A 26,043-nucleotide genomic window follows, 5' to 3' on the forward strand; every position below is an offset into this window, starting at 1 on the left:
GTTTTGGACTGGCAATCCAAATCACGAGAAAATAGAAATCAAGGCAAATGCCTAGGAACAAAACCCGGAGCACTTCACATCGCACGCTCTACCGACGGTGTCAATGACATAACAGGCCCAAAGACTCAGCCGCACCGAAGGTTCTCACCGAGGAAGACAAGCTGCGCCGTCAGGTAGCGCGACTGGAAGCGGACAGCGCTTATCTAAAAAAATTGCGGGACTTGAGGAGCCAGGGACGCGCCTGAAGGTCCAGGCGATTGTCATCCTCACGTCGCAACACCGCTGGTAGTACCTCCTCGAAGCAGCAGGTATGCGCCATACGACATTCTTCTACCGCCAAAACGACTCAGCAAGCCGGACACGCACGCGGCACTCAAGCAGGCGATCCAGGACGGGTTCAAGCGAAACAAACATCGCTACGACCACACGAGGGTCCTGCCTGACCTACGTAGCCAGGCTGGGTGGTCAACCACAAACTGATTGACAAACTCATGCACCAGATGGATCTACGGGCCAAGCTCCACCAGCGCAGGCCCTATGTTTCCTACACCGGCACTGTAAGTCACCTGGACCTGACCCCGATGCAATATCGGAAGCAGGCCCTTAAACCCCTCACCGCCTAGAATTAAACCAGTCCAACTGTCGGGACCAGTTCACAATCGGCTGGGGCTTTCTCATACTGTCGGCACACGAAGTGCGGTCGCCGCAGCCGCTTCCTGCTCCCCGGTAGGCTACCCATACCCGTTGAGCAGACCGGCGAGGCGGTAGGCGGCCAGCGGGTCACCAACACCCCGCGGTAGGTTGCTCTGCGCGGGCAATGACGCTCCCCAATGGGCGGACGCAATCTGTTAATTGGCGGTCTCAGGCTATCAGTAGTGTTGCAATGAGAGCGCCTAGCGAGATCGTGAGCATACCTAAGCAATTCACCCAAAACTCGCTACCTAGAAAATGGGTTCGGATATGTGCGATTGCGGCAGCGCAGAAGTAGGCGATGACTCCAACCATCGTCCCTATTCCAATGCCTGGTATCCAGAGCCCAATAATGAGCCCGCTTGCGGCTAGGAGCTTGATAACGATAAGCGTCCACCACCACTCTGCAGGGAGTCGTACTCCTCTGAGGCAGACCTCGATGAATGCTGGGGGTTTGAGTGAGAGTGCCGCGTCTCCGAACAAAATGGCTGCAAGAATGATGGAGGGCCAAGCAGGTGAAGATTCGAGAATCATTAGTTTACTTCGTACGCGATTTTAAGACGGGAGATGGAACTGTTGGCGTGAGTGGATAGTTCGGCGGTGTCGTATGCACCGGCAGCCCAGCCAAGAAGTAAGCCAAGATAGATGTTGTAAAGGATTGTCGCGAACTCTTGAGCATCATCTTTAGGGAGCATGTTGCCCAGGCGCAAAACGATTTCATCTACCAAGAGAGTTCGAAGCTCGTTGAGTGTCTCCCCGTTGTTTCCTTGGGTAATTAGGGCGGCGCCATACGCTTTTGATAGTTCTTCCTGACCAGTAAACATTTTCAGGAACGGAGCGAGAACGTCGATAAGGTTGTCTGATTGTCCGCGGAGCTCATCGTGCATCATGGTGATTCGATGTCCGATGGTTTGAATTAATAACGACTGCTTGCTCCCGACATTCATAACGGTTCCAACGCTGACGTTGGCCTTCTGTGCGATGGCGCGCACATTTGTATCTGCGTACCCAGCTGACGCAAAAAGGGCATAGGCGGCATCTAAAACCTTATTGCGTGTCGTCTGCTTCTGAGTGGCGCGATCTGATTGAACCTGTTCACTGAACACGTTCAAAGCGTATCGCTGCATCAATCTATGGTCAAGTAGTGACGTGGGTATCCGAAAACATGACTGTTACGGGGGCGGATATCCTGCTTGCAACGAGGGGAGTTATGGTTACATGCTTCTGCTAGATGGGCCTCCCTAGTCAATGGATTCAGGAATTGACGAGGCTTGGCCGATAGTCCTGCGAGCTCATCCTGCGAGCTCATTCGCGGCAGGAACGCCGATCACGTGGGTACTGCCTATGTGTGATGACCCAACCCGGCACATGATCCGTTCCGGCAAAACGGTCACCGCGACCCTGCCGTGGGTGCACCTACAATACAGCCCCGGCGATGGCGTGGCACATGCGGGCAGAGAATCTCTCCCGCCGGCTATCTCGTACCATGACCTTCGCCATACTGCCGCGTCACTGCTTGTCGCCTTGGTGGCCAATGTCATGCGGGTGCGGCGGCAGCGGGGGTACGCGGACCAGTCCATCATTCTCTACAACGAGTCGCATCTTTTCGACACGGGGTTAGGTGAAACTGGGCGGAAAATGGGCGAAATTTTGACCACGTGGCGTAACGAGTGCGGAAAGCAAAACACCCCGTGACCTGCATAGTCACGAGGTATTGACGAGTGCGCCTGGGGAGACTTGAACTCCCACGTCCTAGGACACTGGAACCTAAATCCAGCGCGTCTGCCAATTCCGCCACAGGCGCAGGTGGCGGTGTCCCGCCACGGCTAGGAACACTATAGCAACGCCGCCGGGGCGAAAACCTAACCGTGCTGGAAACTCATCATGGCATCACGATCGGACGAGCGCTGTGGGAACAGCCTTGCCAGGAGAGGGGCCGCAACCGAACCAGCAACGGCCACCGGGGCGACGTCCTAGGCCTCGAGCTCCTTCATAATGCGGACGACGTGCCCGGTGGCCTTGACGTTGTAGCGGGCTAGGGCGATCTTGCCTTCCTCGTCGACGAGGAAGGTCGAGCGGATCACGCCCTGGACGAGCTTGCCGTAATTCTTCTTCTCGCCGAAGGCGCCGTAGGCGGTCATCACGGCCTTGTCCGGGTCGGAGAGCAGCGGGAAGGTCAGCTCGTACTTGTCGCGGAACTTCGCCAGGGATTCCGGCTTATCCGGGGAAATCCCCACCACGTCGATGTTCTGGTCATTCAGCTGGGCCAGGTTATCGCGGAAGTCGCAGGCTTCCTTGGTGCAGCCTGGGGTGTTGGCGCGTGGGTAGAAGTACACCAGCACCTTCTTGCCGCGGTAGTCCTCCAGATCGATGGTCTCGCCCTTGTCAGAGGTGAGCGCGAAGCCCGGTGCCTCGTCGCCCTCGGCGAGGCGGATGTTTGCTGTGTCGTTGTTCTTCGTCATGCCGCCCAGCCTACGCGGATGCCTAGCCGTGGGCTTTCGCACACGATGGCTGCGTATCCTCTACAATTGTTCAGAAGAAACGACTGATTTTTACCGTCTTTTAGGGAGTATGTCCGTGGCACGGAGTATCGACGCTATCGAGCGTGACATTGAGCGCACCCGCAACCAGCTGGCCAAGACGCTGGACGAACTCGCGTTTCGCGCCGATCCGAAGAACCTCGCAGATGACGCTCGTGGGCAGGTCTCCGATTTCCTGCGCGAGCCGAAGGTTCAGATGGTGCTGGGAGGGGTGGCCGCTGGTGTCGTCCTGCTGGTCGCCGCAACCGTTTCCTCCAAGCGTAAGGAGAAGAAGCAGGTCCGCGAGATCCAGCGCCTGCTCGCTTCCACCCGCTAACTGAAGATTCGGCTTGTTAGGTCGAATTTCCACGCTGAGCGCGATCTCGCTGGCGTTGGCACTTCTGTGCACCGCCATCGGGGTTCCCGCAGCGTGGATTTTTGCTTTTCTCGTTGTTTTCGGTGCCGACGCCGTGTTCAGCGGTCGGGCGACGATTCCCCCTGCCTTTTTGATGACGCCCGCCCAGGTGCTCATCGCGATGTTGTGCGCCGGTCCGTTGGCCACCGTCAGTGGCGGCCAGGTGGTCAGTTACCTCGCGCCGGCTGCGCTGTCCCTGGTGGTCACCCTTGTGGTGTGTGCCTTCGGGGCGTGGCTGCTGCACCGCGTCAACGGGGTGGACGGCGCGACGGGGCTGCTGGCCACCCTCGCGGGCGGGGCCTCCGGGATGGTGCTGATCGCCCGGGATGTGCGCGCGGACGTGCAGTTCGTCACGCTGACCCAGTACCTGCGGCTCACCGTGATCGTGTTTACCCTGCCAGGGCTGGTTGCGTGGTTGTCCACCTATTCGGACGCTCCGGGCCCCGACAGCGTTGGCCCGGGCAGTGCGGGGGAGGCTGCCGGTGCCGTGGACCCAAGCCTGTGGGACGGGGTCGCGGCTGCCGCGGGGAGTTTCTGGCGCACCCCCTGGCAGGGCGTGCTGGGAGCCCTGGCGGTCGGCCTGCTCGTGTGGCTGATCGTGAAGGCCACCGCCCCGCTGTTCAAGATTCCCAGCCCCTACCTGATTGTCTCCATGGCCGTGGTCGTGGCCGCGATCGCCGCGGGTGTGCCCCAGGAGTTTGTGCTCCCCGAGGGCCTGGCCGTGAACGTGGCTTATGCGATCATCGGCATCCAGGCCGGCGGTACCCTCACCAAGGGCGCGTTGCGGCAGTTCAGCGCGGCACTACCGATGTTGCTGGGCGTGCTGCTGCTCATGGTGGCAAGCTCGTTGGCCACCGGCTGGTTCATCGCATGGACCAGCGATTTCGATATTTTGGACGCCTACCTGGCCACCGTCCCGGGCGGAGTGTACGCCGTCCTGGCCTTCGCCCATGACTCGGGCTCCGATCCGCTGGTGACGGTGGTGCAGGTTCTGCGCGTCTTGGTGATGCTCATCGCAGGGGCGTTGGCCCCCACGGTGATCGACTGGCTTAGGAGGACAGGCCCCACGCGTCAGCCAGGATCTCCATCCCGCGACGCTGCTGATCACCCGACGGGGCGTTGAGGGAAATCATCAGCTCGTCCGCCTGGGCGTGCTGGGTGAACCACTCGAGGTACTCCCGCACCTGCTCGCCCGTACCCACCGCCGTGTAGCGCAGCATGTCGAGGATCTGCTGACCGCCGGGGGACTGGATCACCAGATCCAGCTCCTCGTCGGTAAAAGTTCGCCCGCCGCGGGAAGCCATCTCCCGGACGCGCTTGCGGCCGACCTGCCTGTGCTGCTCGCGCGCCTCCTCCTCGGTATCGGCGGCGGTGACGTTCACCGCGGCGATCACATAGGGCTCCGGGTGCTCCGGGGAGGGCTGGTAATTCTCCCGGTACACGCTGACCGCCTGCTCGAGTGCGGCCGGCGCGAAGTGGGAGGCGAAGGAGTAGGGCAGGCCCAGCTTCGCGGCGAGCTGCGCGCCGAAGAGGGAGGAGCCGAGGATGTAGAGCGGCACGTTCGTCCCCGCGCCGGGGACTGCCCGCACCCCAGGGACGACGGAGCGATCCGTGAGGTAGCCGTTGAGTTCGGCGACGTCGCTGGGGAAGTTCTCCGCATTGCGCGGGTCGCGACGCAGGGCGCGGAGCGTGTTCTGGTCCGTGCCGGGTGCCCGGCCAAGTCCCAGGTCGATGCGACCCGGGTGCAGTTCCGCGAGGGTGCCGAACTGCTCGGCGACCACGAGAGGGGAGTGGTTCGGCAGCATGACGCCGCCCGCGCCCAGGTTGATGGAGTTGGTGTTCGCCGCGACGTGGGCGATGAGCACCGCCGGCGAGGAGCTGGCGATGGAGCGCATGTTGTGGTGCTCGGCGTACCAGATGCGCTTGAAGCCGAGCTGCTCGGCGCGCTGCGCGAAGCTCACCGAGCGCTCGAAGGAGGCGCCGGGCCGTTCGCCGTCGAAGATCAGCGCGAAGTCGATCAGGGACAGTGGGGTGTGAATCGAGTTAGTCATCACCACCGTCTTACCACCGCGCAGCAAGTGACGGGGTGGCCGCCGAGGTTGAGCCCGTCAGCTGGGCTGGGCGTGCGAGTATTTATCGCTCGAGCTTAGGGCTCGGGGTCGGTTCGTGCGCCCGGGCAAGCATAGGAAAAGGGGCCTGCCGGGAATGTCCCGACAGACCCCTTTAAGAAGCCCCAGCGCAGGTTTAGCCGAAGCGGCCCGAGATGTAGTTCTGGGTCTCTTCCTTATCCGGCTTGCTGAACAGCTGCTTGGTGTCGTTGAACTCGATGAGCTTGCCCGGCTTGCCGGCACCCGCGATGTTGAAGAACGCGGTCTTGTCGGACACACGCGCGGCCTGCTGCATGTTGTGGGTCACGATGACGACGGTGAAGCGGTCCTTCAGCGTGTTGATCAGGTCCTCGATAGCCAAGGTGGAGATCGGGTCGAGCGCGGAGCACGGCTCGTCCATGAGCAGGACCTCTGGCTCCACGGCGATGGCACGCGCGATGCACAGGCGCTGCTGCTGACCGCCGGAGAGGCCAGAGCCCGGCTTGTCCAGGCGGTCCTTGACCTCCTCCCACAGGTTCGCGCCACGCAGTGCCTTCTCGGTCAGCTCGTCGGCCGCGGACTTGGAGAGCTTCTTGTTGTTCAGACGAACACCGGCCAGCACGTTGTCCTGGATGGACATGGTGGGGAAGGGGTTGGCCTTCTGGAAGACCATGCCCACCTCGCGGCGGACGTTGACCGGGTCGACGCCGGGGCCGTAGATGTCCTTGCCGTCCATCTTCACGCTGCCCTCGACACGGGCACCCGGGATGACCTCGTGCATGCGGTTCAGGGTGCGCAGTACGGTGGACTTACCACAGCCGGACGGGCCGATGAACGCGGTGACGGACTTCGGCTCGATGGTCATGGACACCCCTTCGACCGCGCGGAAATCGCCGTAGAAGATGTTCAGATCCTCGATGTCGATTTGCTTAGACATTTTTCCTCCAGTGTTTTGTGTGCGCACCGTTTCGGGTGGGCGGGGAGCCGGTTTCTTTGGGACGTCGCCGGCTCGGCGTGGGTGATTAAGTTCTTCTTTTCGGGGGGTGCTGCTCCCGGGGTCGGATCCGGGAGCAACGGCTCTCGGTGGCCTTAGCGGCCCGACTTCGGGGCGAGCAGCTTGGACAGGATGCGGGCGCCGAGGTTGAGGAGCATCACGATGACGATCAGCACGAGGGCTGCGGCCCAGGCGCGGTCGGTGGACGCGATTGCTGCGGTACCAGGTGCGGTCGGGCGGGTGACGGAGTCGTAGATGAAGGTCGGCAGCGTGGACATCCAGCCGGAGAAGACGTTCCAGTTCACGCTCGCGGCGAACCCGGCGGTGACCATGATCGGGGCGGTTTCGCCAATGACGCGGGCGATGGCGATGGTGATGCCGGACAGGATGCCGGAGATCGCGGTCGGCAGGACGATCTTCATGATGGTCTTCCACTTCGGCACGCCCAGGGCGTAGGAAGCCTCGCGCAGGTCGTGCGGCACCAGGCGCAGGATCTCCTCCGTGTTACGAACCACAACCGGGATCATGAGCACGGAGAGCGCCACGGCGGCGGAGATGCCGGACTTGGCGGCCGTCAGGTTCTCAGGGGCGACCAGCTCGATCACCGTGGAGAACAGGGAGAACGCGAACAGACCAGCGACGATGGACGGGATGCCCGTCATGACGTCCACGAAGAAGGTGATGGCACGGCCGAGCGCGCCGGACTTCTTATCGTTGGCGTACTCCACCAGGTAGATCGCGCAGAGCACACCGATTGGGATGGAGATGATCGCCGCAGCGAGGGTGATCAGCAGGGTACCGACGATCGCGTGGTGGAAGCCACCCATGAGCTCGGACTCGCCGGCCGCGAACTCCTTATCGTAGATGCCCTTCATGCCCTCCATGGAGCGGTTCAGCAGAGAGCTGTTTTCGATCAGCACCGGGCCACCCTTTTCGATGGCCATCCACAGCAGGGAGACCAGCGGCACCAGTGCGAGGGCGAAGGCGGAAGAGACGAGCACGGTGGCCACGCGGTCCACGGCCTTGCGCTTGCCCTCGACGGCGGCGGACCAGGCGAAGGTCACCACCAGGTTGAACAGTCCGGCCAGGAAGGCGGCCAGGGCGATGGAGAAACCATCCGAGACGAGGGCCGTCACGACGATCGCGGCAACAACGGACCCAGCGACGATGGCGTAGGGAGCCCACTTCGGCAGGTGGTTGACGACCAGGTGTGAGGCGCTGCTGTTGCCCTTCGCGGGGGCCGGTGCGCCCTCACGTGGGGTGTCAGCGGTTGCGGTGTTCTTCTTGTCAGCCATGAGATCAGTGCCCCTTGACGGTCGTGCGTGCGACGATCCAGCGTGCAGTCATGTTCACGACCAGGGTGATGGTGAACAGGACCAGGCCGATCGAGATGAGTTCGGACATGCGCAGGCCCGCTGCCTCTGGGAAGTTCTGCGCGATCTCTGCTGCGATGGTTTGGTTACCGGACAGCAGCAGGGAGACGATGAGGCCACCGGAGGAGAGCACCATGGCCACCGCCATGGTCTCACCGAGCGCGCGGCCGAGACCCAGCATCACGGCGGAGACGATGCCGGAGATACCGAAAGGCAGCACGGCCATGCGGATCATTTCCCAGCGGGTCGCGCCGAGAGCCAGGGCCGCTTCCTCCTGCAGGCGTGGGGTCTGCAGGAAGACCTCGCGGACCAGAGAGGTGATGATCGGCAGAATCATGATGGACAGCACCAGGCTGGCAGTGAGCAGGGTGCGGCCGGTCTGGGAGACAGCGCCGTCGTCGTCCGCGGAGAAAATCGGGATCCACCCGAGGTACTTCGCGAACCACTCGTAGAGCGGGACGAAGCTACTGGACAGTGCCAGACCCCAGAGGCCATAGACGACGGACGGGATGGCAGCCAGCAGGTCGATCGTGTATCCCAGCACCGGGGCCAGCTTGCGGGGTGCCATGTGCGTCGTGAACAGGGCGATGCCGATGGCAAACGGGGTGGCCACGATCAGGGAGATGATCGCGGAGATCAACGTGCCGATGATCAGCGGGAATACGTAGGGGAGGAAGCCACGGCCACCGGTGATGGTCGACGGGTCGTCGAAGGACGCCTTGATGGTGTCCGTGGACTGCAGGAAGAGGAAGAACGCGACACCGGCGAGGATGGCGAGGATCAGGACGCCGGCGGCGAGGGCGAGGAAAGAAAAGATTCTGTCCCCGGGCCTCACGACGGTTCCCTTCTTTGCCTGCTTCGTGGGCGCAGCGGTGGCTGTGTCAGCTGACAAGAGAGCTCCTGTGCGGGGTGGGTGAGGGGTGGTATGGGGTGCAAATCAAAATGGTTAATTCGCACGTGAAGCTGGGTTGGTCATTCGAGAGGTTTTTCGAAAGACCAACCCAGCCTCGTGTTTAGGATGCGAGCGTCAGGGACGCAGCGCTGTTACTTCTTGACCTCGATCTGGTCGAGGACCTTGGTGATCTTGCCGCGCAGCTCGTCGGAGATCGGGGCGGAGCCGGCGTTGTCCGCTGCGGACTGCTGGCCCTCCTCGCTGATAACGAAGTTCTCCCAGGCCTTGACCAGGTCGACCTTCTCCTGGCTGTCGTAGCTGGAGCAGACGATGTGGTAGGAGACCAGGACGATCGGGTAAGCGCCCTCGGCGTCGATGTCGCGCTTCAGCTCGACGGCGATGTCGCCCTCGTGGCGGTTCTCGGCAACCGGGGACTCGTCGACGACCTTGGCTGCAGCCTCTGGGGTGTACTCGACGAAGTCCTCGCCGACCTTGATGGCGGCCTTGCCCATGTCGTCGGAGATGGCGGAGGCGTCGGCGTAACCGATCGCGCCCTCGGTGTCTGCGACGAGGGAGACCACACCGTCGGTGCCCTGTGCGGCCTCGCCGCCGTACTCAGCCGGGAACTCCTCGGCGGCCTCGTGCGGCCACTCGGCCTCAGCGGCCTTGTTGAGGTAGTCGGTGAAGTTCTTGGTGGTGCCGGACTCGTCAGAGCGGTGAACGGCGGTGATCTTGGTGTCCGGGAGGTCTGCCTCCGGGTTCAGCTTGGCGATCGCCGGGTCGTCCCACTTGGTGATCTTGCCAGCGAAGATCTTCGCCGCGGTGGCAGCGTCGAGGTTCAGCTTGTCCACGCCCTTGAGGTTGAAGGCGATGGCGATGGGGGAGACGTAGACCGGGAACTCGAATGCGCCGTTTTCGCCACAGACCTTCTTGGACTGCGAGATCTCGTCTTCATCCATGAAGGCATCGGAGCCAGCGAAGTCGGCCTTACCTGCCAGGAACTGCTTGCGGCCGGCACCAGAGCCATCCGGGGAGTAGTTGATGTTCGCACCGGAGTTCTGAGCAGAGAAGTCGGTGGTCCACGCCTGGATGGCGGCCTTCTGGGAGGATGCGCCGATGCCAACGAGGCTGCCGGAGACCTGCTGGCCGTCGTTGCCGGAGCCAGCCTCCTGGTCGCCGGTGGCGGAGTTACCGCCGCAGGCGGTCAGGGTGAGAGCGGCTGCAGTCAGGACTGCAGCTGGAGCGAGGCGGTTGAGCTTCACTTAAGGGGCCTTTCTTCTTTCAACTACGTGCGGGGTTTCCCCGATACGAATGAAAAGATAAAAGGCGTGGGTGACGACTGCTTCCCTTTCAGGTGAACCTTAGGTGAAGTTTTGGTTCTTCCAGCTCAGGGGCCATTTTTGAAGTCCTTTTTTTGTTGTGAAGACGCCTCTGGCCCGGGTTTGTTAACAAACCCGGGCCAGAAAATACTCGCGGTGTCGCGTGCTGCCGCGCCAGGGGAGCGGCTTAGCTCTGCTCGCCCTCCGCCGGGGTGTCGGTCAGTGGCTTGCGACCACTCTGGGTGTCGTACATGCTCGCGAGCGTCGGCTCGAAGCTGCCGGTCAGCAGGTACTCCACGCGGTGGGAGACGTTGACCGCCTGGTCGCCGAAGCGCTCGAAGTAGCGGGAGATCAGGGTGACATCCGCGATCTGGCTCGGGGAGATCTCGCTGCGCGCCAGCTCGCCGATGATGGTGAACACCCGCAGGTGCAGCGTGTCCATTTCCTCGTCGATAGCGGCGATCATCGGGACGGCGGAGGTTCCCGGCTCGGTGAGCAGCTGGACGAGGGCACGCCCGATGCGCACGGCAGTGGTGCCCATGTGCGTGAACACGTCGCGGAACTGGTCCGGGAGGGCGTTCTCCGGGTAACGGATGCGCACCAGGGAGCCGATGTGGCGGGCGAGGTCGCCCATACGCTCGATGGCCACGGACATCTTGAGCGCGGAAATAACCACGCGCAGGTCGGCGGCGACTGGGGCCTGCAGGGCGAGGACTTCTGCGGAGCGCTGGTCCAGGTCGGCCTGCATGCCGTCGATGGAATCATCATCGCTGATGACCTGCTGTGCCAGCTCCAGGTCATTATTCAGCAGCGCCTCCACGGACTTTTCCATGGCGGAGGTGGCCTTCTCGGCCATTTCGACGAGGCTGTCTGCGATAGATTCGAGTTCGTTGCGGAAGACTTCGCGCACTCGAGGTCCTTTCTGTACAAATCCAGTGTGGGCGAGACCCACGGCAATCAAAGACGAGGCTTGCAGCCGGAGGTGAACTCGGAGTTTCAGTGGTGTGAATTCCACACGAAACCTTGCGCTCAGCCCCACCCGCGCCGTGGTCAGCCGCCTGCTTGCAGTTTAGAGTGGGGGCGTGGATGTGTTGCTCATTTCGCTTATCGCTGGTGCGGTCGGCGTTGTTTTAGGTGTTGTGCTCAGTCTCGTTATTCGGGCAGTGGGGCGTCGCCGCCAGGTCGTCGAAGAGGACCCGGACGACGGGCTGCCAGCGGGGATGGACGAGGTCCTAGCTGCACTTCCCAGCGCCGCCGTCGTCATTGACTCGGACGGGGAGGTGATCAAGGCCTCCACCGCGGCCTACGCCCTGGGGTTGGTCGACGGTCCAGCTTTTGGTTCACCGCAGTTGCAGGAGACGGTGGCCCGGGTGGCGGATCGTCGAATTTACGAGGACGTCAACTTCGTCATTAAACACGACGCGAACGAATACTCCCGCCGCTTCCTGCACGCGGGCGTCGCCCCACTGGGTAAGGGCTATGTGCTGGTGTTGTGCGATGACGAGACGGAGTTCCACCGCGTTGAGGCTGTGCGCCGCGACTTTGTGGCCAATGTATCCCACGAGCTGAAGACCCCCATCGGCGCGATCTCCCTGCTGGCCGAGGCGGTGACGGACTATTCCGATGACCCGGAGGCGGTGCACCGCTTCGGGGGAAAGATCCAGAAGGAATCCACCCGGCTGGTCCACCTGGTTCAGGAGATCATCGACCTCTCCCAGGTTCAGGACAACGAGGGGCTCGAGTCCTCTGCTGTCATTGAGGTGGCCGAGGTGGTGGAGGAGGCGATCGACCGGGCACGGACGAACGCGGAATCCAAGAACATCACGATCAACGTCGCGCTAAGCCCCGACCTGCGGGTAGAGGGCTCCTTCGATCTGCTGGCTAAGGCAGTGCGCAACCTGGTGGATAACGCAGTCAATTACTCCAGTGCCGACACCGAGGTCGGCATCAGTACTGAGCGACGAGGCAATTCCGTGGCGGTGATTGTCACGGACCACGGCATCGGGATGAGCTCGAAGGAGACGGACCGCATCTTTGAGCGTTTTTACCGGGTGGATAAGGCGCGGTCCCGCAACACTGGTGGCACCGGCCTGGGGCTGTCGATCGTGAAGCACATCATCGCCACGCATGGCGGCAAGATCAAGGTCTGGAGCCGGCAGGGTGAGGGTTCGACGTTCACGGTTCTCCTGCCGCTCGCACATGAGGACCGGCGGTACGACAACGAAGCATCCAGCGAAGTAGTTGCTGGCGGCTAGGCCGTCGGTACGTGAGAGAGGAATAAGGAAAATGACGAAGATTCTGTTGGTTGAGGACGAGGAGTCCCTGTCCGATCCGCTGTCCTACCTGCTGGAGCGGGAGGGGTATGACGTCTCGATCGCGGAGGACGGCCTGAAGGCTGTCGAGATGTTTGAGCTGCACGGCGCGGACATCATTCTGCTGGACCTCATGCTGCCAGGCTTGCCGGGTACCGAAGTATGTCGGGCGATCCGTGCGAAGTCGATGGTGCCGATCATCATGCTCACCGCGAAAGATACGGAGATCGATAAGGTCGTCGGCCTGGAGCTGGGGGCGGACGATTACGTGACGAAGCCGTATTCCTCCCGTGAGCTGCTGGCCCGTATCCGGGCGGTACTGCGCCGTGGTCAGGCCCAGGGATCGGAGGGCGGCAGCACTGTGCTGGAGGCCGGGGGAGTGCGTGTGGACGTGGACCGTTACGTGGTCACGGTACGCGGGGAGGATATGCAGCTGCCGCTGAAGGAGTTTGAGCTGCTGGAGATGCTGGTGCGCAACGCCGGGCGCGTGATGACCCGTGACCAGCTGATCGACCGGGTGTGGGGCTCGGACTACGTCGGCGATACAAAGACGCTGGATGTGCACGTCAAGCGGCTGCGCACGAAGATTGAGGAGAATCCTTCGAAGCCGGAGCTGCTGGTGACCCTGCGCGGGCTGGGTTATAAGTTCAACGCCTAGACATAAAGAAATCCCCCGGCAGGGGAACTGAACTGCTCCTCACTAGTTGGTAACTGATTTTTCAGTCCAACTAATGGGGAGCAGTTCAATCATTGCCGTTATACTCCAGACAATCCAGGTCTGGCAGGGATGGAAGAAATAACCCCTGGGAGGGGCTACCTCCAACACTACCGAACATAAGATAGGAGCAGATCATGAATCTGCGCACCATCAGCGCACTCGCGGGATTTGTCACTGCCATCATCTACGCGAGGAGTGGAAAACCCTCCAAGGTCCTTATTGCCGCCATTTGCGGGGCATCTGCATGGAATCTCATCGACTCGCTTAACTCTGGTGACGAAAAGTGAGGCCACTAATCACGAACCCAGAAACAGGGGCGGTGCTCTGGACGATCAGGGAGTGTGCAGCTCACTGTGGGATTACTGAATCCTCGTGGCGCTCGTACGTGCGCCGGGGCATGCCCCCTGAGAAAGTCGGTGAAGTTAACAGGATGACGCCGCTATGGGATGCGGAGGAGGTGAAGGCCTGGCAAGCTGGTCGGCCAGGCTCTCCAGTGCCAAACGCACCGACCGCAACGAAGAAGTCCTAGCGAATCTTCTTCCAGTACGCATGCGCCGTCACAGGCGTCCACCCCGCGGCTGCATGGTGATCCCCAGTGCACTCGTAAACTCCACCGTCATAAACAACCACGTCGCCAGCAGCGTAATCCCTACCGTCCGAATATGCAGACGGAACCAACACATCAGGTGATACCGCATCTGCAGGATCGTCTGTGTGCTCGGTCCCCTTCTCCTGGGGGCGTACCGACTCAGTCACATCCCTCCACGCCGGCGAGTAAACACCTGGAGCGCCCGGAGTCCAATGATTCATATCTACTCCGAATTCCCAGGCCCGGCCCTGGTGCTGCACGACTGCCCCGCGTGGATACATCAGGGATTGGGATGTGCCCGGGGCAGCCCACGCGGCGATGGCTTTGTCAACGGCACGGGCACTTTCGATGCAGCTGTAATTGGGGTCTGGGATTACCCCGTCGTGCTGTAACTCCTGGATGATCTCCTGCTGCCCGGCGCGTCCGGGGTTTTGTTTGCGGTGAACTTTGCTACGTCTGCTGGGGTGGGGGTTGGCTTATCCATGGTGCTCCTCCTGGGAGTGCGACAGTCATGTTTTGGGCATAGCAAAACCCCCACCCCCTCTTTCGACGCGAGCGCCGGGCTCGTTGTGTGTCTTCTAAGGGAATGGGGTTTTGCAGAGGCCATGCGGGGATTCGAGCCTCAGCTTTACGCGTCCAGGTGGCCGATATGAAGTTGTGCAGCGGGGGTTAAAGGGCCCCTACTTTCTCCGCGAGCCACTCGTCGGGGTCGTAGCCCCACAAGAGGTCGAAGTTATCGCAGATGATGTTTCTGATTTCCTCGTCGTAGTAGTCACGGAATCTGCCGATCAGGATATCCATTGCATCGACGTAGAGGCCGCCTTCGCCTGATTCATTAGCCCAGCGAACGGCTCTTTCGTCGAATTCATCATGAACTTGTGTTTCGACGGGGTACTGTGCCCGAAAATATTCATAAAGCTCAGCAGCGGTTTGAAACTTCTTGGAAGACAAGACAATCACCTACTTGGGTAACCGGTGGCTTTTAGTGGCACACCGTCAACAACGCGGAATACCGCAATAATGGCAACACCATCAATGTTACCTTTTGTGCGGACCTCGTAGTCATACGATGGCTTCCATTCGTTTCCGTCACGGTCCTTCACCAGTCTGCGGGGCGCTGGTTCGATTGCAGGCTCACCATTTTCCAGCACATCTCGGACGGCATCGACGATCTTCTGATCCGACCAGTGCGCGGGGAATGTGGTTTTCCCTTTAGCCTGTGATCCGTGGCGATGCCCAAAGGCATTGTCCATCGGGTAGTCGCCGGGCTCGCTGGGTGTCTTCTAAGGGAATGGGGTTTTGCAGAGGCCATGCGGGGATTCGAACCCCGGCTTTACCCGTCCAGGTGGCCGATATGAAGTTATGCAGCAGGGGTTAGAGGGCCCCTACTTTGTCCGCGAGCCACTCGTCGGGGTCGTAGCCCCACAAGAGATCGAAGTTATCGCGGATGATGTCTCTGATTTCCTGGTCGTAGAAATCGGGGAAGCCGCCGATCAGGATATCCATTGCATCGACATAGAGCCCGGCTTCTCCCGATTCGTTGGCCCAGCGCACGTCTCTTTGGTCGAAGTCGTCATGAACTTGTGTTTCGACAGGATATTTTTCCCGGAAGTATGCGTAGAGCTCGGCAGCGCTTTGAAACTTCTTGTTGATTTTCCTCACCCTCTCGCGGGAAGGCCTCGCGGTGATGCGCCAGGCGTGTCAAGCTCGGCAGGTCACGATGGCCTCTTCGCTTCCAAGGATACCCAGTCGCCGGGTGTGATTTTTGAAGGATGCTTGGATGAGCGATGCGCGCAACCTGGAGGTAGAATGGAAAAATCTCCCGGCAGGGAAACCTGCCGGGAGATTATCAGTGGTGGGCCATCAGGGATTCGAACCCCGGACCCACTGATTAAGAGTCAGTTGCTCTAACCAACTGAGCTAATGGCCCATCTTGCTGCGAGGTGAACACTGCTTTGCATGTGCTCTCCGTGGCAACGAGATGAAACTATATTAGGATTTTTAAAACTTGGCAAATCGCCTGGTCATGGTGCAGAAACAGCGGTCTTATAACAGTGTTCTAAAACTTCCCACGTTGTACCTCCGGTTTGTCTGCCTGACCGGCTAAGCTAACCGGGTATTAGAAATTGCCAGCGGACCCGCCACCCACCGCGGTGGCAAAACCCGCGTGAACTGCTGCCGATCGTTTCCAATGCCGCCCACCGTGTGAGCGGACACCACTGGGGAAGGCTGGAAACTGGCAGCGCCCTACCAGGGAGCCCATGATGTTCTTTCTTTCACGAATCGGTCAGCGCCAGGCCGGACGTGTATTGAACCCCCGTCGCGCCATCGTCGCCACCGTCGCAGCAGCCAGCCTTGTCACGCTCGGTGCGTGCACGATCGACACCGACCGTACGAAGGATGACACCCCGGCTACGGAAGAAGCGCAGGAGAAGAAGGTCGGAATCACCGCATCCGTGAAGGACGGCGCCGAGGGCGTGAATCCCACCGAGACCGTGACGTTGACCTCCGACAAGGCAATGTCCGACATCAGCCTGACCGATGGTGCGGGCAATGCCATCGAGGGCAAGCTCAACAAGGACAAGACCGAGTGGCGCAGCACGGGCGGGATGGAATACGGCTCGGCCTACACTCTCACGGCGACCAACGGCGAGACGGACCTGAATCAGACCTTCACCACGATCCAGCCCAACGTCCTGACCAACGCTTATCTCGCGCCGCTCGATGGGGCCACGGTGGGTGTGGGGCAGTCCATCGCGCTGAAGCTCGACTCCGTCCCCACAGATCGCAAGGCCGTCCAGGACGCGATCAGCATCAAGACCGAGCCGAAGGTGGAAGGAGCGTTCTACTGGATCAGCAACACTGAGGTCCGCTGGCGCCCGGAGAACTACTGGAAGCCCGGAACCACCGTCACCGTGGATGCGAAGCTGCGCGGCGTGGACCTCGGCGACGGCCTGTACTCCGCAGACAACCGGAAGGCGAAGTTCACCGTCGGGGACGACATCCGCGCCGTCGTTGACGACGCCGCGAAGACGATGACCGTGACGAAGAACGGTCAGACGCTGAAGACGATGCCGACGTCCAACGGCCGTGATAACACGCAGTGGGCGACCCCGAACGGCGTCTACCAGATCGGCGACCAGTACGAGGCGCTGACGATGGACTCCAATACCTTCGGCTACTCCGAGGCTGAGGGCGGGTACGTCACGGACGTGTCCTATGCGACCCAGATGAGCTACTCCGGGATCTACATCCACGCAGCCCCATGGTCGGTGTGGGCACAGGGCAGCCAGAACACCTCGCACGGCTGCATCAACCTGTCGATGGAGAACGCGAACTGGGTGTACCAGAACTTCAAGCGCGGGGACATCGTGACGGTGAAGAACTCCACCGGCCCGACGCTGCCGGGCTACGACGGCCTAGGGGACTGGAACATCGATTGGAAGACCTGGAAGGCCGGTAACGCCGGCGACGGCCCGCAGTACTAGTTACGGGGGTTTAGGCACGCCACACCCGGGCCGCGGCCCGGGCGGTGACAGCGGCCTTGCGGGGCGCGGAGACCCGGATCCGGCCCGCCATGATTTCTGCGACGCTGGCCTGCTCCAGCAGCTCGGTGAGCTCGGCGAACAGCGCGTGGGCGGCCGCAACCCCTGCCCGCGCGGTGGCGGGCAGCAGGCCGATGGCGCTCTCCGCCAGGGCGAGGTCGGCGCGGATGTCCGCGATATAGGCAGCCTTCTGCTGCTCGGTGAGGGGAGCGGCTGCGGGGGCGGGGGTCTCGCGTGGGGTGGCACTGGTGGCGTTGTTCGTGTGAGACGGATCACCCGGGCTTGCAGGCTGGTCGGTCACTGCCTCGCCCGAGACGTAGTTCCGGCCCAGCTTCTGGGTGTCCTCGGCTATGTCGCGGAGGAAATTCACTTTCTGAAAAGCCCGCCCCAAGGCCAGCGCTCCCTCGTTGGCCTGGCTGCGGCGCTGCGCGGACCACGGGCGCCCGCGACTGGCGGAGTCCGCGGCGAAGATGGCGTTGCACATCAGCCCAATGACCTCGGCGGAACCGTGGACATAAGAGTCGACGCTCGCGGCGTCGTGAACCGCGACGAGGGTGTCCTGCCGCATCGAGGTGAAGAAGTCGCGCAGGTCGGCGTCCTCGATCCCGCACTCGTTGGCGGTGCGGGCGAAGGCGTGCAGCACCAGGTCCGTGCTGAAGCCGCGGTCGCAGGCCTGGTACACCGCCTGCTCGTAGGCATCGAGGCAGGCGCGGGTGGCCTCGGCGTTCAGTCCGGCACCGGCGGCGACCCCGTCGACGACCTCGTCTGCCACCCGCACCATGGCGTAGAGGTTGCGCACGTGGGTGCGCACCGGTTCGCGCAGCAGGGAGGAGGCCATCGAAAAGCTGGTGGAATATCCCCTAATGACCTCAGCAGCCGCGCGCTGAGCCACGGTGGCGTACTTCTCCGCGGGGCTGGGGTGCGGACGGTGGGGGAGCTTCATGATGGATCTGACTCTAGCCCACCGGGTGCAGCCGACCATCGCCCGCATCTTCTGGGCAGCCCCGCGTAGGCTGGTGGTGCTCCAGCGGGGGCGCTCCCTGCGCTCACGCTAAGGAAAGCGAAGCAAGAAAAAGAGAAAGGGATGAGCAGTCATGGCTGCACAGGTTTACAAGGTTGAAGGCATGAGCTGCGGGCACTGCGAGGCCGCGGTGACCGAGGAGCTCTCCGCGCTGGGTGGGCTCAGCGACATCGCTGTGTCCGCTGAGAAGGGCACCGCCACCTTCGATAACGACGGCACCGTCAGTGAGGAGCAGATCATCGCCGCCATCGACGAGGCTGGCTACGACGCGGCGCGCGCCTAGGCGGTCTAGCGCTGTTGCCGGTTCCTCCGGCTCCGCGTGACCAGGTAGGCCACCGAGCCGAGAAACGGAAACACCAGGATCGCGAGGAACCACAGCAGGGCGGCTCGGGGCGTGTTCTGATCCTTAAACAACAGGATCAGCGCAGTTGCTAGCAGGGCGACCCAAGCGACCGCCAGCCCTGCCCACAAGAGGTCATATGCCGGCGGAATCGTGTTATCGCCCTCCATGGGGAGGGAATCCCCAGCGGCGAGAATAAGCTTCATGACCTCTAACTATAATGCCGCGGGGCCCACATGCAGGGGTTGAATGCTCAGGGGGCAGGGGGAGGGTTCGCGCTCGTTTGCGGAAGGTCTCGCAGCAACGCAAAGTCCCCGGCAGGTGAATCCTGCCGGGGACTTTCTCTGGGGTGACTGACGGGACTCGAACCCGCGACACCCAGGATCACAACCTGGTGCTCTACCAGCTGAACTACAGTCACCATCACTGCTCTAAGACAGCGAGAACTATATTAGGCCAGAACCAGAAAAGCGCCAAAACGCCAGCGTGGAAGCCTCAGAACCTGCCGACATCCCGCCGCGCAACCGCGCAACAGTGACCCCGTGGAACGCGGCGTCGTCGTCCCCTGGACGAGGAGCGCAGTGACGGCGAGGAATCGACGAGGGCGAGCACCGAACGATTTCCCTGGCCTAGGCCCAGGGCTCAACCGCAGCCTCCGCCGCCGCGAGGATCTGCCCCTTATCCGGGCCGGGTGTGTCGACCATGATCGCGTGCCGGTAGAACGCGAGCTCCTGGATCGACTCCTGGATATCAGCCAGAGCGCGGTGGGAAAGCCCCTTCTGCGGCTGGCCCGCGTACACCTTGGGGTACCAGCGGCGCGCGAGCTCCTTGATGCTGGAGACGTCGATCATGCGGTAGTGCAGGAACTCGTCCAGCTTCGGCATGTACTTCGCGATGAAGCGGCGATCCGTGCCGATGGAGTTGCCCGCCAGCGGCGCGGCCCGCTCGACCTCCACGTAACGCTGCACGTACTCCAGCACCTGCTGCTCCGCCTCCGCGAGGGAGAGCGTGGACTCGCGGATCTGCTCCGTCAGCCCCGAGCGGGCGTGCATGTTCTGCACGAAGTCATCCATCTCGGCGAGCTCGTCCTCGGTTGCGTGGATGACCAGGTCGATACCCTCGTCGAGGGGTCGCAGTTCGGCGTCGGTGACGATCACCGCAATCTCCACCAGGACGTGGCGGTCGGGATCCAGGCCGGTCATCTCGCAGTCTGCCCAGACGATGCGGTCGTTCTTCGCTACCTGATTGGGGGTGGACACTGTGCTCCTTGGGCTCCTTCGTGCTTGCTTTCTTTTAGTTCTGCTTCTTCTTCGCCGCTTCCTCCGCCGCGACCTCGGCCGCCATCTTGCGGTAGAGCTTCGCCATGATCGGCGCGCTCACGCGGCGGGGGACGTAGGTGGACAGGAAGTTCATCGCCTTCGACAGCGGACCAGGGACGACGCGCAGCTTGTTCGCGGCCAGCGCCTCCAGTGTTTCGATGGCGCAGTCCTCGTAGGTGGTCCAGACGAAGTCCGGCACAGCCCGATCCACGCCGGTCTTCTTCTCTTCCTCCTTGACCTCCTCGCGCACGGGGCCTGGCGCCAGCAGCGTGCACTTGATGCCCTTGGGCTTCAGCTCGTAGTGCAGGGCCTCGGTGTAGGTGTTGACCATGGCCTTGGTGCCCACGTAGGTCGCGTTGCCAGGGATCGCCATATTTCCGGCCGCGGAGCCGACGTTGACGATGCCACCCTCACCGCGGGCCAACATCCGAGGAAGGACGGCGGCGGTGAGCTCGAATAGGGCGGTGGCGTTCAGCTCGAACTGAGCGCGTTCCCCGCCGTAGTCAAGGTCGGTGAAGTCACCGAAGGTAGCGATGCCGGCGGAGTTGATGAGGACGTTGACGTCCAGGTCCTCGACCTCGGCGATGAGCTCCGCGCGGGCGGCGGCGTCGGAAAGATCGACGGAGCGGATGCGGACGTCCCGGCCGGGCAGCTGCTCGGCGATGGCCTCCATGGGGCCGGTGGATCGGGCAACGAGGATGAGGTCGTGTCCGCGGCGCCCCAGCTCGAGGGCCAGGGCTTCGCCGATGCCGGAGGATGCGCCGGTGACGAGGGCGAAAGTGCCAGCCCGGGGGTGGGGGATGCTGTGCTCGGTGGTCAAGAAGGCTCCTCACGTTGGCGGATGGGTGCGCAGACCTATCGCCTGCGCGGGGTTCTCGCTCACCGCAGCAAGCCACGCGAGTGTGTGCGGGCGGCGAGTGTTAAGAACCGTGCTGCGTCAATCCTAGGCGACCGCTGCCAGCGAGGTAGCCGACCCTTCAAAGCACAAAGCGCCCCCGGCAGTGTCTGAAGTCACGACATAGTTGACACGGTGTGCCTGGCAGAACATTCCTGATGGTTGTCACATCAGTCGCGACATCGTTGACACCCACCGATAGCACCGTTGCGGGATGATGGTTGTCACATCAGTCGCGACATCGTTGACACTGACTATGCAAGCGTGGCGCGAAACCACACCGTCTGGTTGGGGCATCGTTGACCAATGAACAGCCCCAACCGCAACCTCGCGATTGTTAAAGCCGTCCGCGATCAAGGCGAACCAGTGACCAAAGTTGCCAAAAGATTCGGCATCTCCCGGCAACGCGTCTACACAATCCTCGCAAATTTCGATGCCGGCGGGCCTGACGCCATCGCGCCGAAATCCCGTGCACCGCACACCCACCCACAAGCAATTCCAGACCCCTTGCGCAAGCACATCATTGCCATGCGCAAAGAACTCACCAAAGCCGGCCTCGATGCAGGACCTGACACCATCGCATTCCACCTTCAACGCCAAGGCCTACGCGTGCCGTCAACATCAACGATCCGCCGGAGCATCACCAATGCTGGCCTGGTCACCCCGCAACCGAATAAAAAGCCCCGCAGCGCCTACATTCGCTTTGAAGCTGCAATGCCCAACGAATGTTGGCAAGCTGACATCACCCACCTGTTCCTCAGTGAAGGTACCCGTGTGGAAGTCCTTGACTTCCTCGACGACCACTCCCGGTATCTGCTGTCAATCACCGTCCGACCAGCATTTTCAGGTCTTCACGTCGCAGCGGAACTCGAACGACTCATCAGCATCTTCGGCCCACCGGCATCCACCCTCACCGACAACGGACTGGTGTTCACCGCACGGCTAGCCGGGCGTAAAGGGGGACGCAACGCCTTCGAAAAAGTCCTGACCCACCACCACATCCAGCAGAAAAACGGCAGACCCGGGCACCCACAAACGCAAGGTAAAATCGAGCGCTTCCACCAAACCCTGAAACGCTGGATCAGCGCGAGACCACCAGCAGACACGATCCACGAACTACAGGACCAACTCAACGAATTCGCCGAGTACTACAACACTCAACGCCCCCACCGATCACTCGGACGCCGCACCCCACACCAGGCATACACCACCGGGACCAAAGCTGAACCGGCTGATAACCCTGCCGGTGAATGGCGAGTACGCAACGACATCGTGGGCACCAACGGGAAGGTCACCATCCGGTATGCCGGCAGGCTTTACCACCTTGGCGTCGGGCGTGCGTACAGCGGACAACAGGTTCTGATGATTGTCACCGACAACCACGTGACTACCTCATTGAAAGAGACCGCAGAAATCATCACGGAGCACTACATCGACACGTCCCGTGATTACCAAAAACCATACTGGCGAAAAGGGGACCCGCCCCTGGTGTAAAAACACAAAACCGGCGCCGTTGGAAAATAAAAACCAAGGCGCCGGTTTGTCCATCATGTCGCGACTGAGCTGTCAACTATGTCGCGACTGATGACACAAAGCGCCCCCGGCAGGATTCGAACCCGCGACACATGGGGTAGAAACCCACTGCTCTAATCCACTGAGCTACGGAGGCATGCAGCAAGCGTTGTCCCGGCCTCCGGGCGCTGCCACGCACCATAGGTTAGTTGATGCCTGGGGAAATGGTAATCACCAGGTCGGGGGGTATTGTGTGAGACATGTCTGCGCCTGTGAAGAACGCGGCCGCCCCCGCCCACTCGGGGAGCGGTGCACAGAAACTAGGCCCGCCGATCCTCGTCTACATTGCCGCCGCGCTCGTGGCTGGCATCGTTGGTGCGGTCATCAGCGTCGAGTTCTTGGGCGAGTCCCTCGCCGCCCTCGGCGTGCCGGATCCGGGCACCGCGACGACCTTCGGCCTACCCTTCCTGCGTTCCGCCGCCACCCTGATCGGTTGCATGGGCGTGGGCGGGTTCTTGATGAGCGCCTTCGGCGCCCCGCCGCGGGGGGACGGCTACCTGGATTACGACGGCTACGCCGCCGCCCGTACCGGTCAGTGGGGAATGTTCCTGTGGGCCGTGTGCGCTCTGTTCCTGATTCCGTTGTACATGTCCGATGTGTCGGGCTCGCCGCTGAAGGAAACCCTGAAGCCAGATCTGTGGGGTGTGGCGATTCAGCAGGTCTCCACGGCAAAGGCCTTCCTTGCAGTGGCGATCATCGCTGGCCTGACCTGGTTCTTCTCCCTGCTGACCCGCAAGTGGATCTGGCAGCCGGTCTTCCTCGCCTTGGCGCTGTGCTCGATGATCCCCCTTGCCCTGGATGGGCACTCCGCCTCGGGCGGTAACCACGACTTTGGCGTGAATTCCCTGCTGTGGCACGTGATGGCCACCGCCGTGTGGGTTGGTGGTCTGATGGCCCTAGTCGCGCACGCGAAGCGGCGCGGCCCGCACCTGGCGCTGATCACGAAACGCTATAGCTTCGTGGCCTTCTGGGCTTTCGTCGCGGTGGTTCTCTCCGGCCTGGTGAACGCTGCGATCCGCGTGCGCTTCTCCGAGTGGCTGACCACCGACTACGGCCTGGTGATCACCGCCAAGGCGGTGCTCGGTATCGTCCTGCTGGTGTGTGGCTACTTGCACCGCAAGTCGGTCATCCCGAAGCTGGAGGCCGCCGAAGGGGAGGGCGGAAGCTCCACTGCCGAGGCGCGGAAGGCGTTTAGCCGCCTGGCGATCGGCGAAATCCTCGTCATGGCCGGTGCTATCGGCGTGGCCATCTCTCTGTCCCGCATCCCGCCCCCGCTGCCGCAGCAGATCGAGATCACCACGATGGACATTCTGCTGGGCTTCCGCATCACTGAGCCCCCGAACTACCTGCACATGTTCGGCATGTTCCGCCTGGACTTGGTCTACGGCGTGGGCGCGATCATCCTGCAAGTCCTGTACATGTGGGCCTGGTTTACGCTGCGCAAGAAGGGCCAGGAATGGCCGCTCAACCGCCTGCTGTGGTGGACCGCGGGTAACCTCTTCCTCCTTTACGCCACCAGCTCCGGGCTGGGCATGTACGCGATGGCGATGTTCTCCCCGCACATGCTGCAGCACATGGTTCTGGCCATGCTGGTCCCGATCTGCTGGGCGCTCGGTGGCCCGATGACCCTCTTCCTGCGAGCACTTCCTGCCGCCGGCCGCGACGGGGTACCGGGGCCGCGCGAGTGGCTGGTTGTGTTCATCAACAACCCGATTTCCCGCTTCTGGACTCACCCAATCGTCGCGGGCATCCAGTTCGTCGTGGGCTTCTACTGGCTGTACCTGTCCACGCTCTTCGACTGGATGGGCAGCAACCACTCCGGCCACCTCTTCATGATCGGGCACTTCCTGATCTCGGGTTATATCTACTTCTGGGTGATCATTGGTGTGGACGCCGCCCCGCGCCACATCTCCGCGTTCAACAAGATGCTCGTGCTCTTCGGCTCCGTGGTCTTCCACGCCTGGTTCGGCATCGCCCTGATGCAGATGCGCAGCCCGATGAATGCGGATTTCTACCAGCGCCTGGACTTCCCCTTCCCCGTGGACATCCTCCACGACCAGTGGGTGGGTGGCGCGATCGCCTGGGGCCTCGGCGAGCTGCCGCTGCTGATCGTCTCCATCGCCCACGGTGTGCAGTGGTACCGCTCCGAGGATCGGGAGGCGAAGCGCTACGACCGTCACCAGGACCGCACCGGTGGCCAGGATCTGCAGGCCTATAACGCGATGCTGGCCAGCATGGCCGGCGAGGGCGGGGACTTCGGCGAGAAGGAGTACTACACCGCCGACTACGAGACCGAGTCCGTGCAAAGTCAGCTGCACACCGAGAAGCAGCGCCGTCGCAAGCAGGTCCGCCGCCGCAAGGGGCAGAAGTTCACTGACCTGCCGTCCCCGGAGTACGGCGCGAACATCCCGGGCGCTTATGGCCAGGCTCCGCGGTCGCAGCGCCCGGCCCCGGAGCCCGGCGTTAAGTCCGACGACGCCTCCCCCGAGGACGCCGACTAGCCCCGTTACCGCTTCTTTCGAGGACGTCACCAGCCCTGCCTGGTGGCGTCCCTTTTCTTTGTTATTCACCGTGGCCTGCATGGCACGGCGGCGGGGATCTCACGGCGGGTACGGGCCGTCAAGAGCCACGGGTGGAGTTCTGTGGAATTCTCACATGCCGGGAACGCTATCCACAGCCTGAGCCTGCGAATCAGGTGTGCTGGCCGGGGCATTCGGTAAACCAATGGCTACGCGCCGCAGCAGAATCCGCGGCGTGGTGCTCAAAGAAGGACCTACCGGCGGGGGAGCTAACTGCCGGTGGGGGACAAGCAATTCACGCGAAGAAGGAGTGGTCCACGATGAGCAGCCAGATGGCAACGATTCACCTCACCGGAAACATGGTGAGCAACCCGGAGATGAAACACCGCACCGAGGACGCAGCGATGGCCGTGTTCCGCATGGCGGTCAACCACCGCTACCAGGACCGCAACGGCCAGTGGGTGGACGGCAGCCCCACCTTCGTCACGGTGCAGTGCTGGGGGAAGCTGGCCCAGAATGTGGTGAGTGATGGCTACAAGGGCATGCCGGTCGTGGTGGTCGGTCGGCTCTACCAGTCCACGTGGACGGCGCAGGATAGCGGGGAGAAGCGCTCCGCGTTGCGGATCCGGGCCAGCCATGTCGGCGCGGACATGGGCCTGCGCCGGGTGACGGTCACACGCGAGGAGCCGGTGGGCAATAAGCAGCAGTCCGATCAAGACGGCGCCGATGCGGCCACGTCGCAGGCCGATGACTCGCCGGCGGAAGACGCGGCTTCGGGAAGCAGCAACGAGGAGCGCGAGCTGGTTGGCGCGGCGGCGCCACCGTTCTAAAAGCAACTTGTGCTTGGGGGGGGGTGTCCCTATGTTTTTGTCAAGTGCCAGACCGATGTTGACGAGCGCAGTCTTGGGAGTAGTTTCTTAGGCG

The 26,043-nt window shown here is 62.2% G+C and carries 26 protein-coding genes, 4 tRNA genes and 1 pseudogene; 10 read left to right on the forward strand and 21 right to left on the reverse strand.

Annotated features, from left to right (window positions below):
- Nucleotides 1-861: 861 nt before the first annotated feature.
- The 4 genes from QP997_RS08935 to bcp form a co-directional block, all read right to left on the reverse strand.
- Nucleotides 862-1,224, reverse strand: coding sequence for a DoxX family protein (locus QP997_RS08935; RefSeq protein WP_284846914.1), 363 nt, complete (start codon nt 1,222-1,224; stop codon nt 862-864).
- Entirely contained in the window at nt 1,224-1,796 is a 573-nt protein-coding gene (locus tag QP997_RS08940) for a TetR/AcrR family transcriptional regulator (RefSeq protein WP_284846915.1), read from the reverse strand. The genes QP997_RS08935 and QP997_RS08940 overlap by 1 nt, the downstream gene beginning before the upstream one ends.
- Before the next feature lie 616 nt (nt 1,797-2,412).
- Nucleotides 2,413-2,494: transfer RNA gene (locus tag QP997_RS08945), tRNA-Leu, on the reverse strand.
- Between the two features lie 169 nt (nt 2,495-2,663).
- The gene (gene bcp, locus QP997_RS08950; RefSeq protein ID WP_284846916.1) at nt 2,664-3,152 is read right to left on the reverse strand and encodes a thioredoxin-dependent thiol peroxidase; all 489 of its coding nucleotides are present in this window, start codon (nt 3,150-3,152) and stop codon (nt 2,664-2,666) included.
- A 115-nt stretch (nt 3,153-3,267) separates the two neighbouring features.
- Between bcp and QP997_RS08955 the strand changes: the two genes are divergently transcribed.
- On the forward strand, nt 3,268-3,546 hold the full coding sequence (locus QP997_RS08955) for a DUF3618 domain-containing protein (RefSeq protein ID WP_012360697.1): 279 nt from the start codon (nt 3,268-3,270) through the stop codon (nt 3,544-3,546).
- A gap of 13 nt (nt 3,547-3,559) precedes the next feature.
- Nucleotides 3,560-4,747, forward strand: a complete 1,188-nt coding sequence (locus QP997_RS08960; protein ID WP_284846917.1) for an AbrB family transcriptional regulator — start codon at nt 3,560-3,562, stop codon at nt 4,745-4,747.
- Here QP997_RS08960 and QP997_RS08965 read toward each other — a convergent pair.
- The 6 genes from QP997_RS08965 to phoU all read right to left on the reverse strand — a co-directional run bounded on the left by QP997_RS08965 (nt 4,674) and on the right by phoU (nt 11,199).
- On the reverse strand, nt 4,674-5,675 hold the full coding sequence (locus QP997_RS08965) for an LLM class flavin-dependent oxidoreductase (RefSeq protein ID WP_410745960.1): 1,002 nt from the start codon (nt 5,673-5,675) through the stop codon (nt 4,674-4,676). The two genes, QP997_RS08960 and QP997_RS08965, sit on opposite strands and share 74 nt — an antisense overlap.
- Nucleotides 5,676-5,868: 193 nt before the next feature.
- The gene (gene pstB / locus QP997_RS08970) at nt 5,869-6,648 is read right to left on the reverse strand and encodes a phosphate ABC transporter ATP-binding protein PstB (protein ID WP_070759082.1); all 780 of its coding nucleotides are present in this window, start codon (nt 6,646-6,648) and stop codon (nt 5,869-5,871) included.
- Between the two features lie 152 nt (nt 6,649-6,800).
- Nucleotides 6,801-8,000 carry a phosphate ABC transporter permease PstA gene (gene pstA / locus QP997_RS08975; RefSeq protein WP_284846918.1) on the reverse strand — a complete coding sequence of 400 codons (1,200 nt, stop codon included), beginning with the start codon at nt 7,998-8,000 and terminating at the stop codon, nt 6,801-6,803.
- A 4-nt stretch (nt 8,001-8,004) separates the two neighbouring features.
- Entirely contained in the window at nt 8,005-8,970 is a 966-nt protein-coding gene (gene pstC / locus QP997_RS08980; RefSeq protein ID WP_070759081.1) for a phosphate ABC transporter permease subunit PstC, read from the reverse strand.
- A 152-nt stretch (nt 8,971-9,122) separates the two neighbouring features.
- The gene (gene pstS, locus QP997_RS08985) at nt 9,123-10,232 is read right to left on the reverse strand and encodes a phosphate ABC transporter substrate-binding protein PstS (protein WP_284846919.1); all 1,110 of its coding nucleotides are present in this window, start codon (nt 10,230-10,232) and stop codon (nt 9,123-9,125) included.
- Between the two features lie 244 nt (nt 10,233-10,476).
- Nucleotides 10,477-11,199: a phosphate signaling complex protein PhoU gene (phoU, locus tag QP997_RS08990; protein WP_070759079.1), complete on the reverse strand. Its 723-nt coding sequence runs from the start codon at nt 11,197-11,199 to the stop codon at nt 10,477-10,479.
- A gap of 172 nt (nt 11,200-11,371) precedes the next feature.
- On the opposite strand from phoU, the gene QP997_RS08995 reads away from it, so the two are divergent.
- From QP997_RS08995 to QP997_RS09005, 3 genes are all read left to right on the forward strand, one after another.
- Nucleotides 11,372-12,544 (forward strand): sensor histidine kinase, encoded by a 1,173-nt coding sequence (locus tag QP997_RS08995; RefSeq protein WP_284846920.1) that lies wholly within the window; start codon nt 11,372-11,374, stop codon nt 12,542-12,544.
- A gap of 31 nt (nt 12,545-12,575) precedes the next feature.
- Nucleotides 12,576-13,259 carry a response regulator transcription factor gene (locus QP997_RS09000; RefSeq protein ID WP_070759077.1) on the forward strand — a complete coding sequence of 228 codons (684 nt, stop codon included), beginning with the start codon at nt 12,576-12,578 and terminating at the stop codon, nt 13,257-13,259.
- Nucleotides 13,260-13,453: 194 nt separating this feature from the next.
- Nucleotides 13,454-13,606, forward strand: coding sequence for a hypothetical protein (locus QP997_RS09005; protein ID WP_168167045.1), 153 nt, complete (start codon nt 13,454-13,456; stop codon nt 13,604-13,606).
- 238 nt (nt 13,607-13,844) lie between these two features.
- On the opposite strand, the gene QP997_RS09890 is transcribed toward QP997_RS09005, so the two are convergent.
- From QP997_RS09890 to QP997_RS09020, 5 genes and pseudogenes are all read right to left on the reverse strand, one after another.
- Complete coding sequence (locus tag QP997_RS09890) at nt 13,845-14,189, reverse strand: carbohydrate-binding protein (RefSeq protein ID WP_350309552.1); 345 nt, start codon at nt 14,187-14,189, stop codon at nt 13,845-13,847.
- A gap of 388 nt (nt 14,190-14,577) precedes the next feature.
- Nucleotides 14,578-14,859, reverse strand: coding sequence for a hypothetical protein (locus QP997_RS09010; protein WP_284846921.1), 282 nt, complete (start codon nt 14,857-14,859; stop codon nt 14,578-14,580).
- Nucleotides 14,860-14,864: 5 nt separating this feature from the next.
- Nucleotides 14,865-15,173: pseudogene (locus tag QP997_RS09895) on the reverse strand (EndoU domain-containing protein); the annotation flags it as partial.
- Between the two features lie 109 nt (nt 15,174-15,282).
- The gene (locus QP997_RS09015; RefSeq protein WP_284846922.1) at nt 15,283-15,570 is read right to left on the reverse strand and encodes a hypothetical protein; all 288 of its coding nucleotides are present in this window, start codon (nt 15,568-15,570) and stop codon (nt 15,283-15,285) included.
- 191 nt (nt 15,571-15,761) lie between these two features.
- A tRNA-Lys gene (locus tag QP997_RS09020) sits at nt 15,762-15,838 on the reverse strand.
- Nucleotides 15,839-16,172: 334 nt separating this feature from the next.
- Between QP997_RS09020 and QP997_RS09025 the strand changes: the two genes are divergently transcribed.
- A complete protein-coding gene (locus QP997_RS09025; protein ID WP_284846923.1) occupies nt 16,173-17,396 on the forward strand; it encodes a L,D-transpeptidase in 1,224 nt (407 codons plus the stop codon).
- Nucleotides 17,397-17,406: 10 nt separating this feature from the next.
- Here the strand turns inward: QP997_RS09025 and QP997_RS09030 are convergent, their stop codons facing one another.
- Nucleotides 17,407-18,396, reverse strand: a complete 990-nt coding sequence (locus tag QP997_RS09030) for a phytoene/squalene synthase family protein (RefSeq protein ID WP_284846924.1) — start codon at nt 18,394-18,396, stop codon at nt 17,407-17,409.
- Between the two features lie 151 nt (nt 18,397-18,547).
- On the opposite strand from QP997_RS09030, the gene QP997_RS09035 reads away from it, so the two are divergent.
- A complete protein-coding gene (locus tag QP997_RS09035) occupies nt 18,548-18,757 on the forward strand; it encodes a heavy-metal-associated domain-containing protein (RefSeq protein WP_012360645.1) in 210 nt (69 codons plus the stop codon).
- A 5-nt stretch (nt 18,758-18,762) separates the two neighbouring features.
- Here the strand turns inward: QP997_RS09035 and QP997_RS09040 are convergent, their stop codons facing one another.
- From QP997_RS09040 to cmrA, 4 genes are all read right to left on the reverse strand, one after another.
- Entirely contained in the window at nt 18,763-19,020 is a 258-nt protein-coding gene (locus QP997_RS09040; RefSeq protein ID WP_284846925.1) for a PLD nuclease N-terminal domain-containing protein, read from the reverse strand.
- Between the two features lie 139 nt (nt 19,021-19,159).
- Nucleotides 19,160-19,235: transfer RNA gene (locus tag QP997_RS09045), tRNA-His, on the reverse strand.
- A gap of 208 nt (nt 19,236-19,443) precedes the next feature.
- Nucleotides 19,444-20,073: an oligoribonuclease gene (gene orn / locus QP997_RS09050; protein WP_284781489.1), complete on the reverse strand. Its 630-nt coding sequence runs from the start codon at nt 20,071-20,073 to the stop codon at nt 19,444-19,446.
- A gap of 34 nt (nt 20,074-20,107) precedes the next feature.
- Nucleotides 20,108-20,953: a mycolate reductase gene (gene cmrA / locus QP997_RS09055; RefSeq protein WP_070758800.1), complete on the reverse strand. Its 846-nt coding sequence runs from the start codon at nt 20,951-20,953 to the stop codon at nt 20,108-20,110.
- Nucleotides 20,954-21,334: 381 nt separating this feature from the next.
- Here cmrA and QP997_RS09060 point away from each other — a divergent pair, with 381 nt between their 5' ends.
- The gene (locus tag QP997_RS09060; RefSeq protein WP_284846926.1) at nt 21,335-22,522 is read left to right on the forward strand and encodes an IS481 family transposase; all 1,188 of its coding nucleotides are present in this window, start codon (nt 21,335-21,337) and stop codon (nt 22,520-22,522) included.
- A 101-nt stretch (nt 22,523-22,623) separates the two neighbouring features.
- Here the strand turns inward: QP997_RS09060 and QP997_RS09065 are convergent.
- Nucleotides 22,624-22,697: transfer RNA gene (locus tag QP997_RS09065), tRNA-Arg, on the reverse strand.
- Nucleotides 22,698-22,800: 103 nt separating this feature from the next.
- Between QP997_RS09065 and QP997_RS09070 the strand changes: the two genes are divergently transcribed.
- Both QP997_RS09070 and QP997_RS09075 read left to right on the forward strand, forming a co-directional pair.
- Nucleotides 22,801-25,101: a bifunctional copper resistance protein CopD/cytochrome c oxidase assembly protein gene (locus QP997_RS09070; protein ID WP_284846927.1), complete on the forward strand. Its 2,301-nt coding sequence runs from the start codon at nt 22,801-22,803 to the stop codon at nt 25,099-25,101.
- A 338-nt stretch (nt 25,102-25,439) separates the two neighbouring features.
- A complete protein-coding gene (locus tag QP997_RS09075; RefSeq protein ID WP_284759297.1) occupies nt 25,440-25,949 on the forward strand; it encodes a single-stranded DNA-binding protein in 510 nt (169 codons plus the stop codon).
- Nucleotides 25,950-26,043 lie beyond the last annotated feature (94 nt).

It is taken from the genome of Corynebacterium sp. MSK039 (assembly GCF_030232315.1).
Lineage (GTDB): Bacteria > Actinomycetota > Actinomycetes > Mycobacteriales > Mycobacteriaceae > Corynebacterium.

What these genes read in the sequence shown, in the direction of transcription:
- pstA (WP_284846918.1), bottom strand. Translation starts at nt 8,000, where the DNA reads ATGGCTGACAAGAAGAACACCGCAACCGCTGACACCCCACGTGAGGGC.
- QP997_RS09025 (WP_284846923.1), top strand. Translation starts at nt 16,173, where the DNA reads ATGTTCTTTCTTTCACGAATCGGTCAGCGCCAGGCCGGACGTGTATTG.
- pstB (WP_070759082.1), bottom strand. Translation starts at nt 6,648, where the DNA reads ATGTCTAAGCAAATCGACATCGAGGATCTGAACATCTTCTACGGCGAT.
- QP997_RS09000 (WP_070759077.1), top strand. Translation starts at nt 12,576, where the DNA reads ATGACGAAGATTCTGTTGGTTGAGGACGAGGAGTCCCTGTCCGATCCG.
- QP997_RS09030 (WP_284846924.1), bottom strand. Translation starts at nt 18,396, where the DNA reads ATGAAGCTCCCCCACCGTCCGCACCCCAGCCCCGCGGAGAAGTACGCC.
- QP997_RS08965 (WP_410745960.1), bottom strand. Translation starts at nt 5,675, where the DNA reads ATGACTAACTCGATTCACACCCCACTGTCCCTGATCGACTTCGCGCTG.
- QP997_RS08935 (WP_284846914.1), bottom strand. Translation starts at nt 1,224, where the DNA reads ATGATTCTCGAATCTTCACCTGCTTGGCCCTCCATCATTCTTGCAGCC.
- QP997_RS09060 (WP_284846926.1), top strand. Translation starts at nt 21,335, where the DNA reads ATGAACAGCCCCAACCGCAACCTCGCGATTGTTAAAGCCGTCCGCGAT.
- bcp (WP_284846916.1), bottom strand. Translation starts at nt 3,152, where the DNA reads ATGACGAAGAACAACGACACAGCAAACATCCGCCTCGCCGAGGGCGAC.
- QP997_RS09070 (WP_284846927.1), top strand. Translation starts at nt 22,801, where the DNA reads ATGTCTGCGCCTGTGAAGAACGCGGCCGCCCCCGCCCACTCGGGGAGC.
- QP997_RS09040 (WP_284846925.1), bottom strand. Translation starts at nt 19,020, where the DNA reads ATGAAGCTTATTCTCGCCGCTGGGGATTCCCTCCCCATGGAGGGCGAT.
- QP997_RS09890 (WP_350309552.1), bottom strand. Translation starts at nt 14,189, where the DNA reads ATGTATCCACGCGGGGCAGTCGTGCAGCACCAGGGCCGGGCCTGGGAA.
- QP997_RS09005 (WP_168167045.1), top strand. Translation starts at nt 13,454, where the DNA reads ATGAATCTGCGCACCATCAGCGCACTCGCGGGATTTGTCACTGCCATC.
- QP997_RS09035 (WP_012360645.1), top strand. Translation starts at nt 18,548, where the DNA reads ATGGCTGCACAGGTTTACAAGGTTGAAGGCATGAGCTGCGGGCACTGC.
- QP997_RS09075 (WP_284759297.1), top strand. Translation starts at nt 25,440, where the DNA reads ATGAGCAGCCAGATGGCAACGATTCACCTCACCGGAAACATGGTGAGC.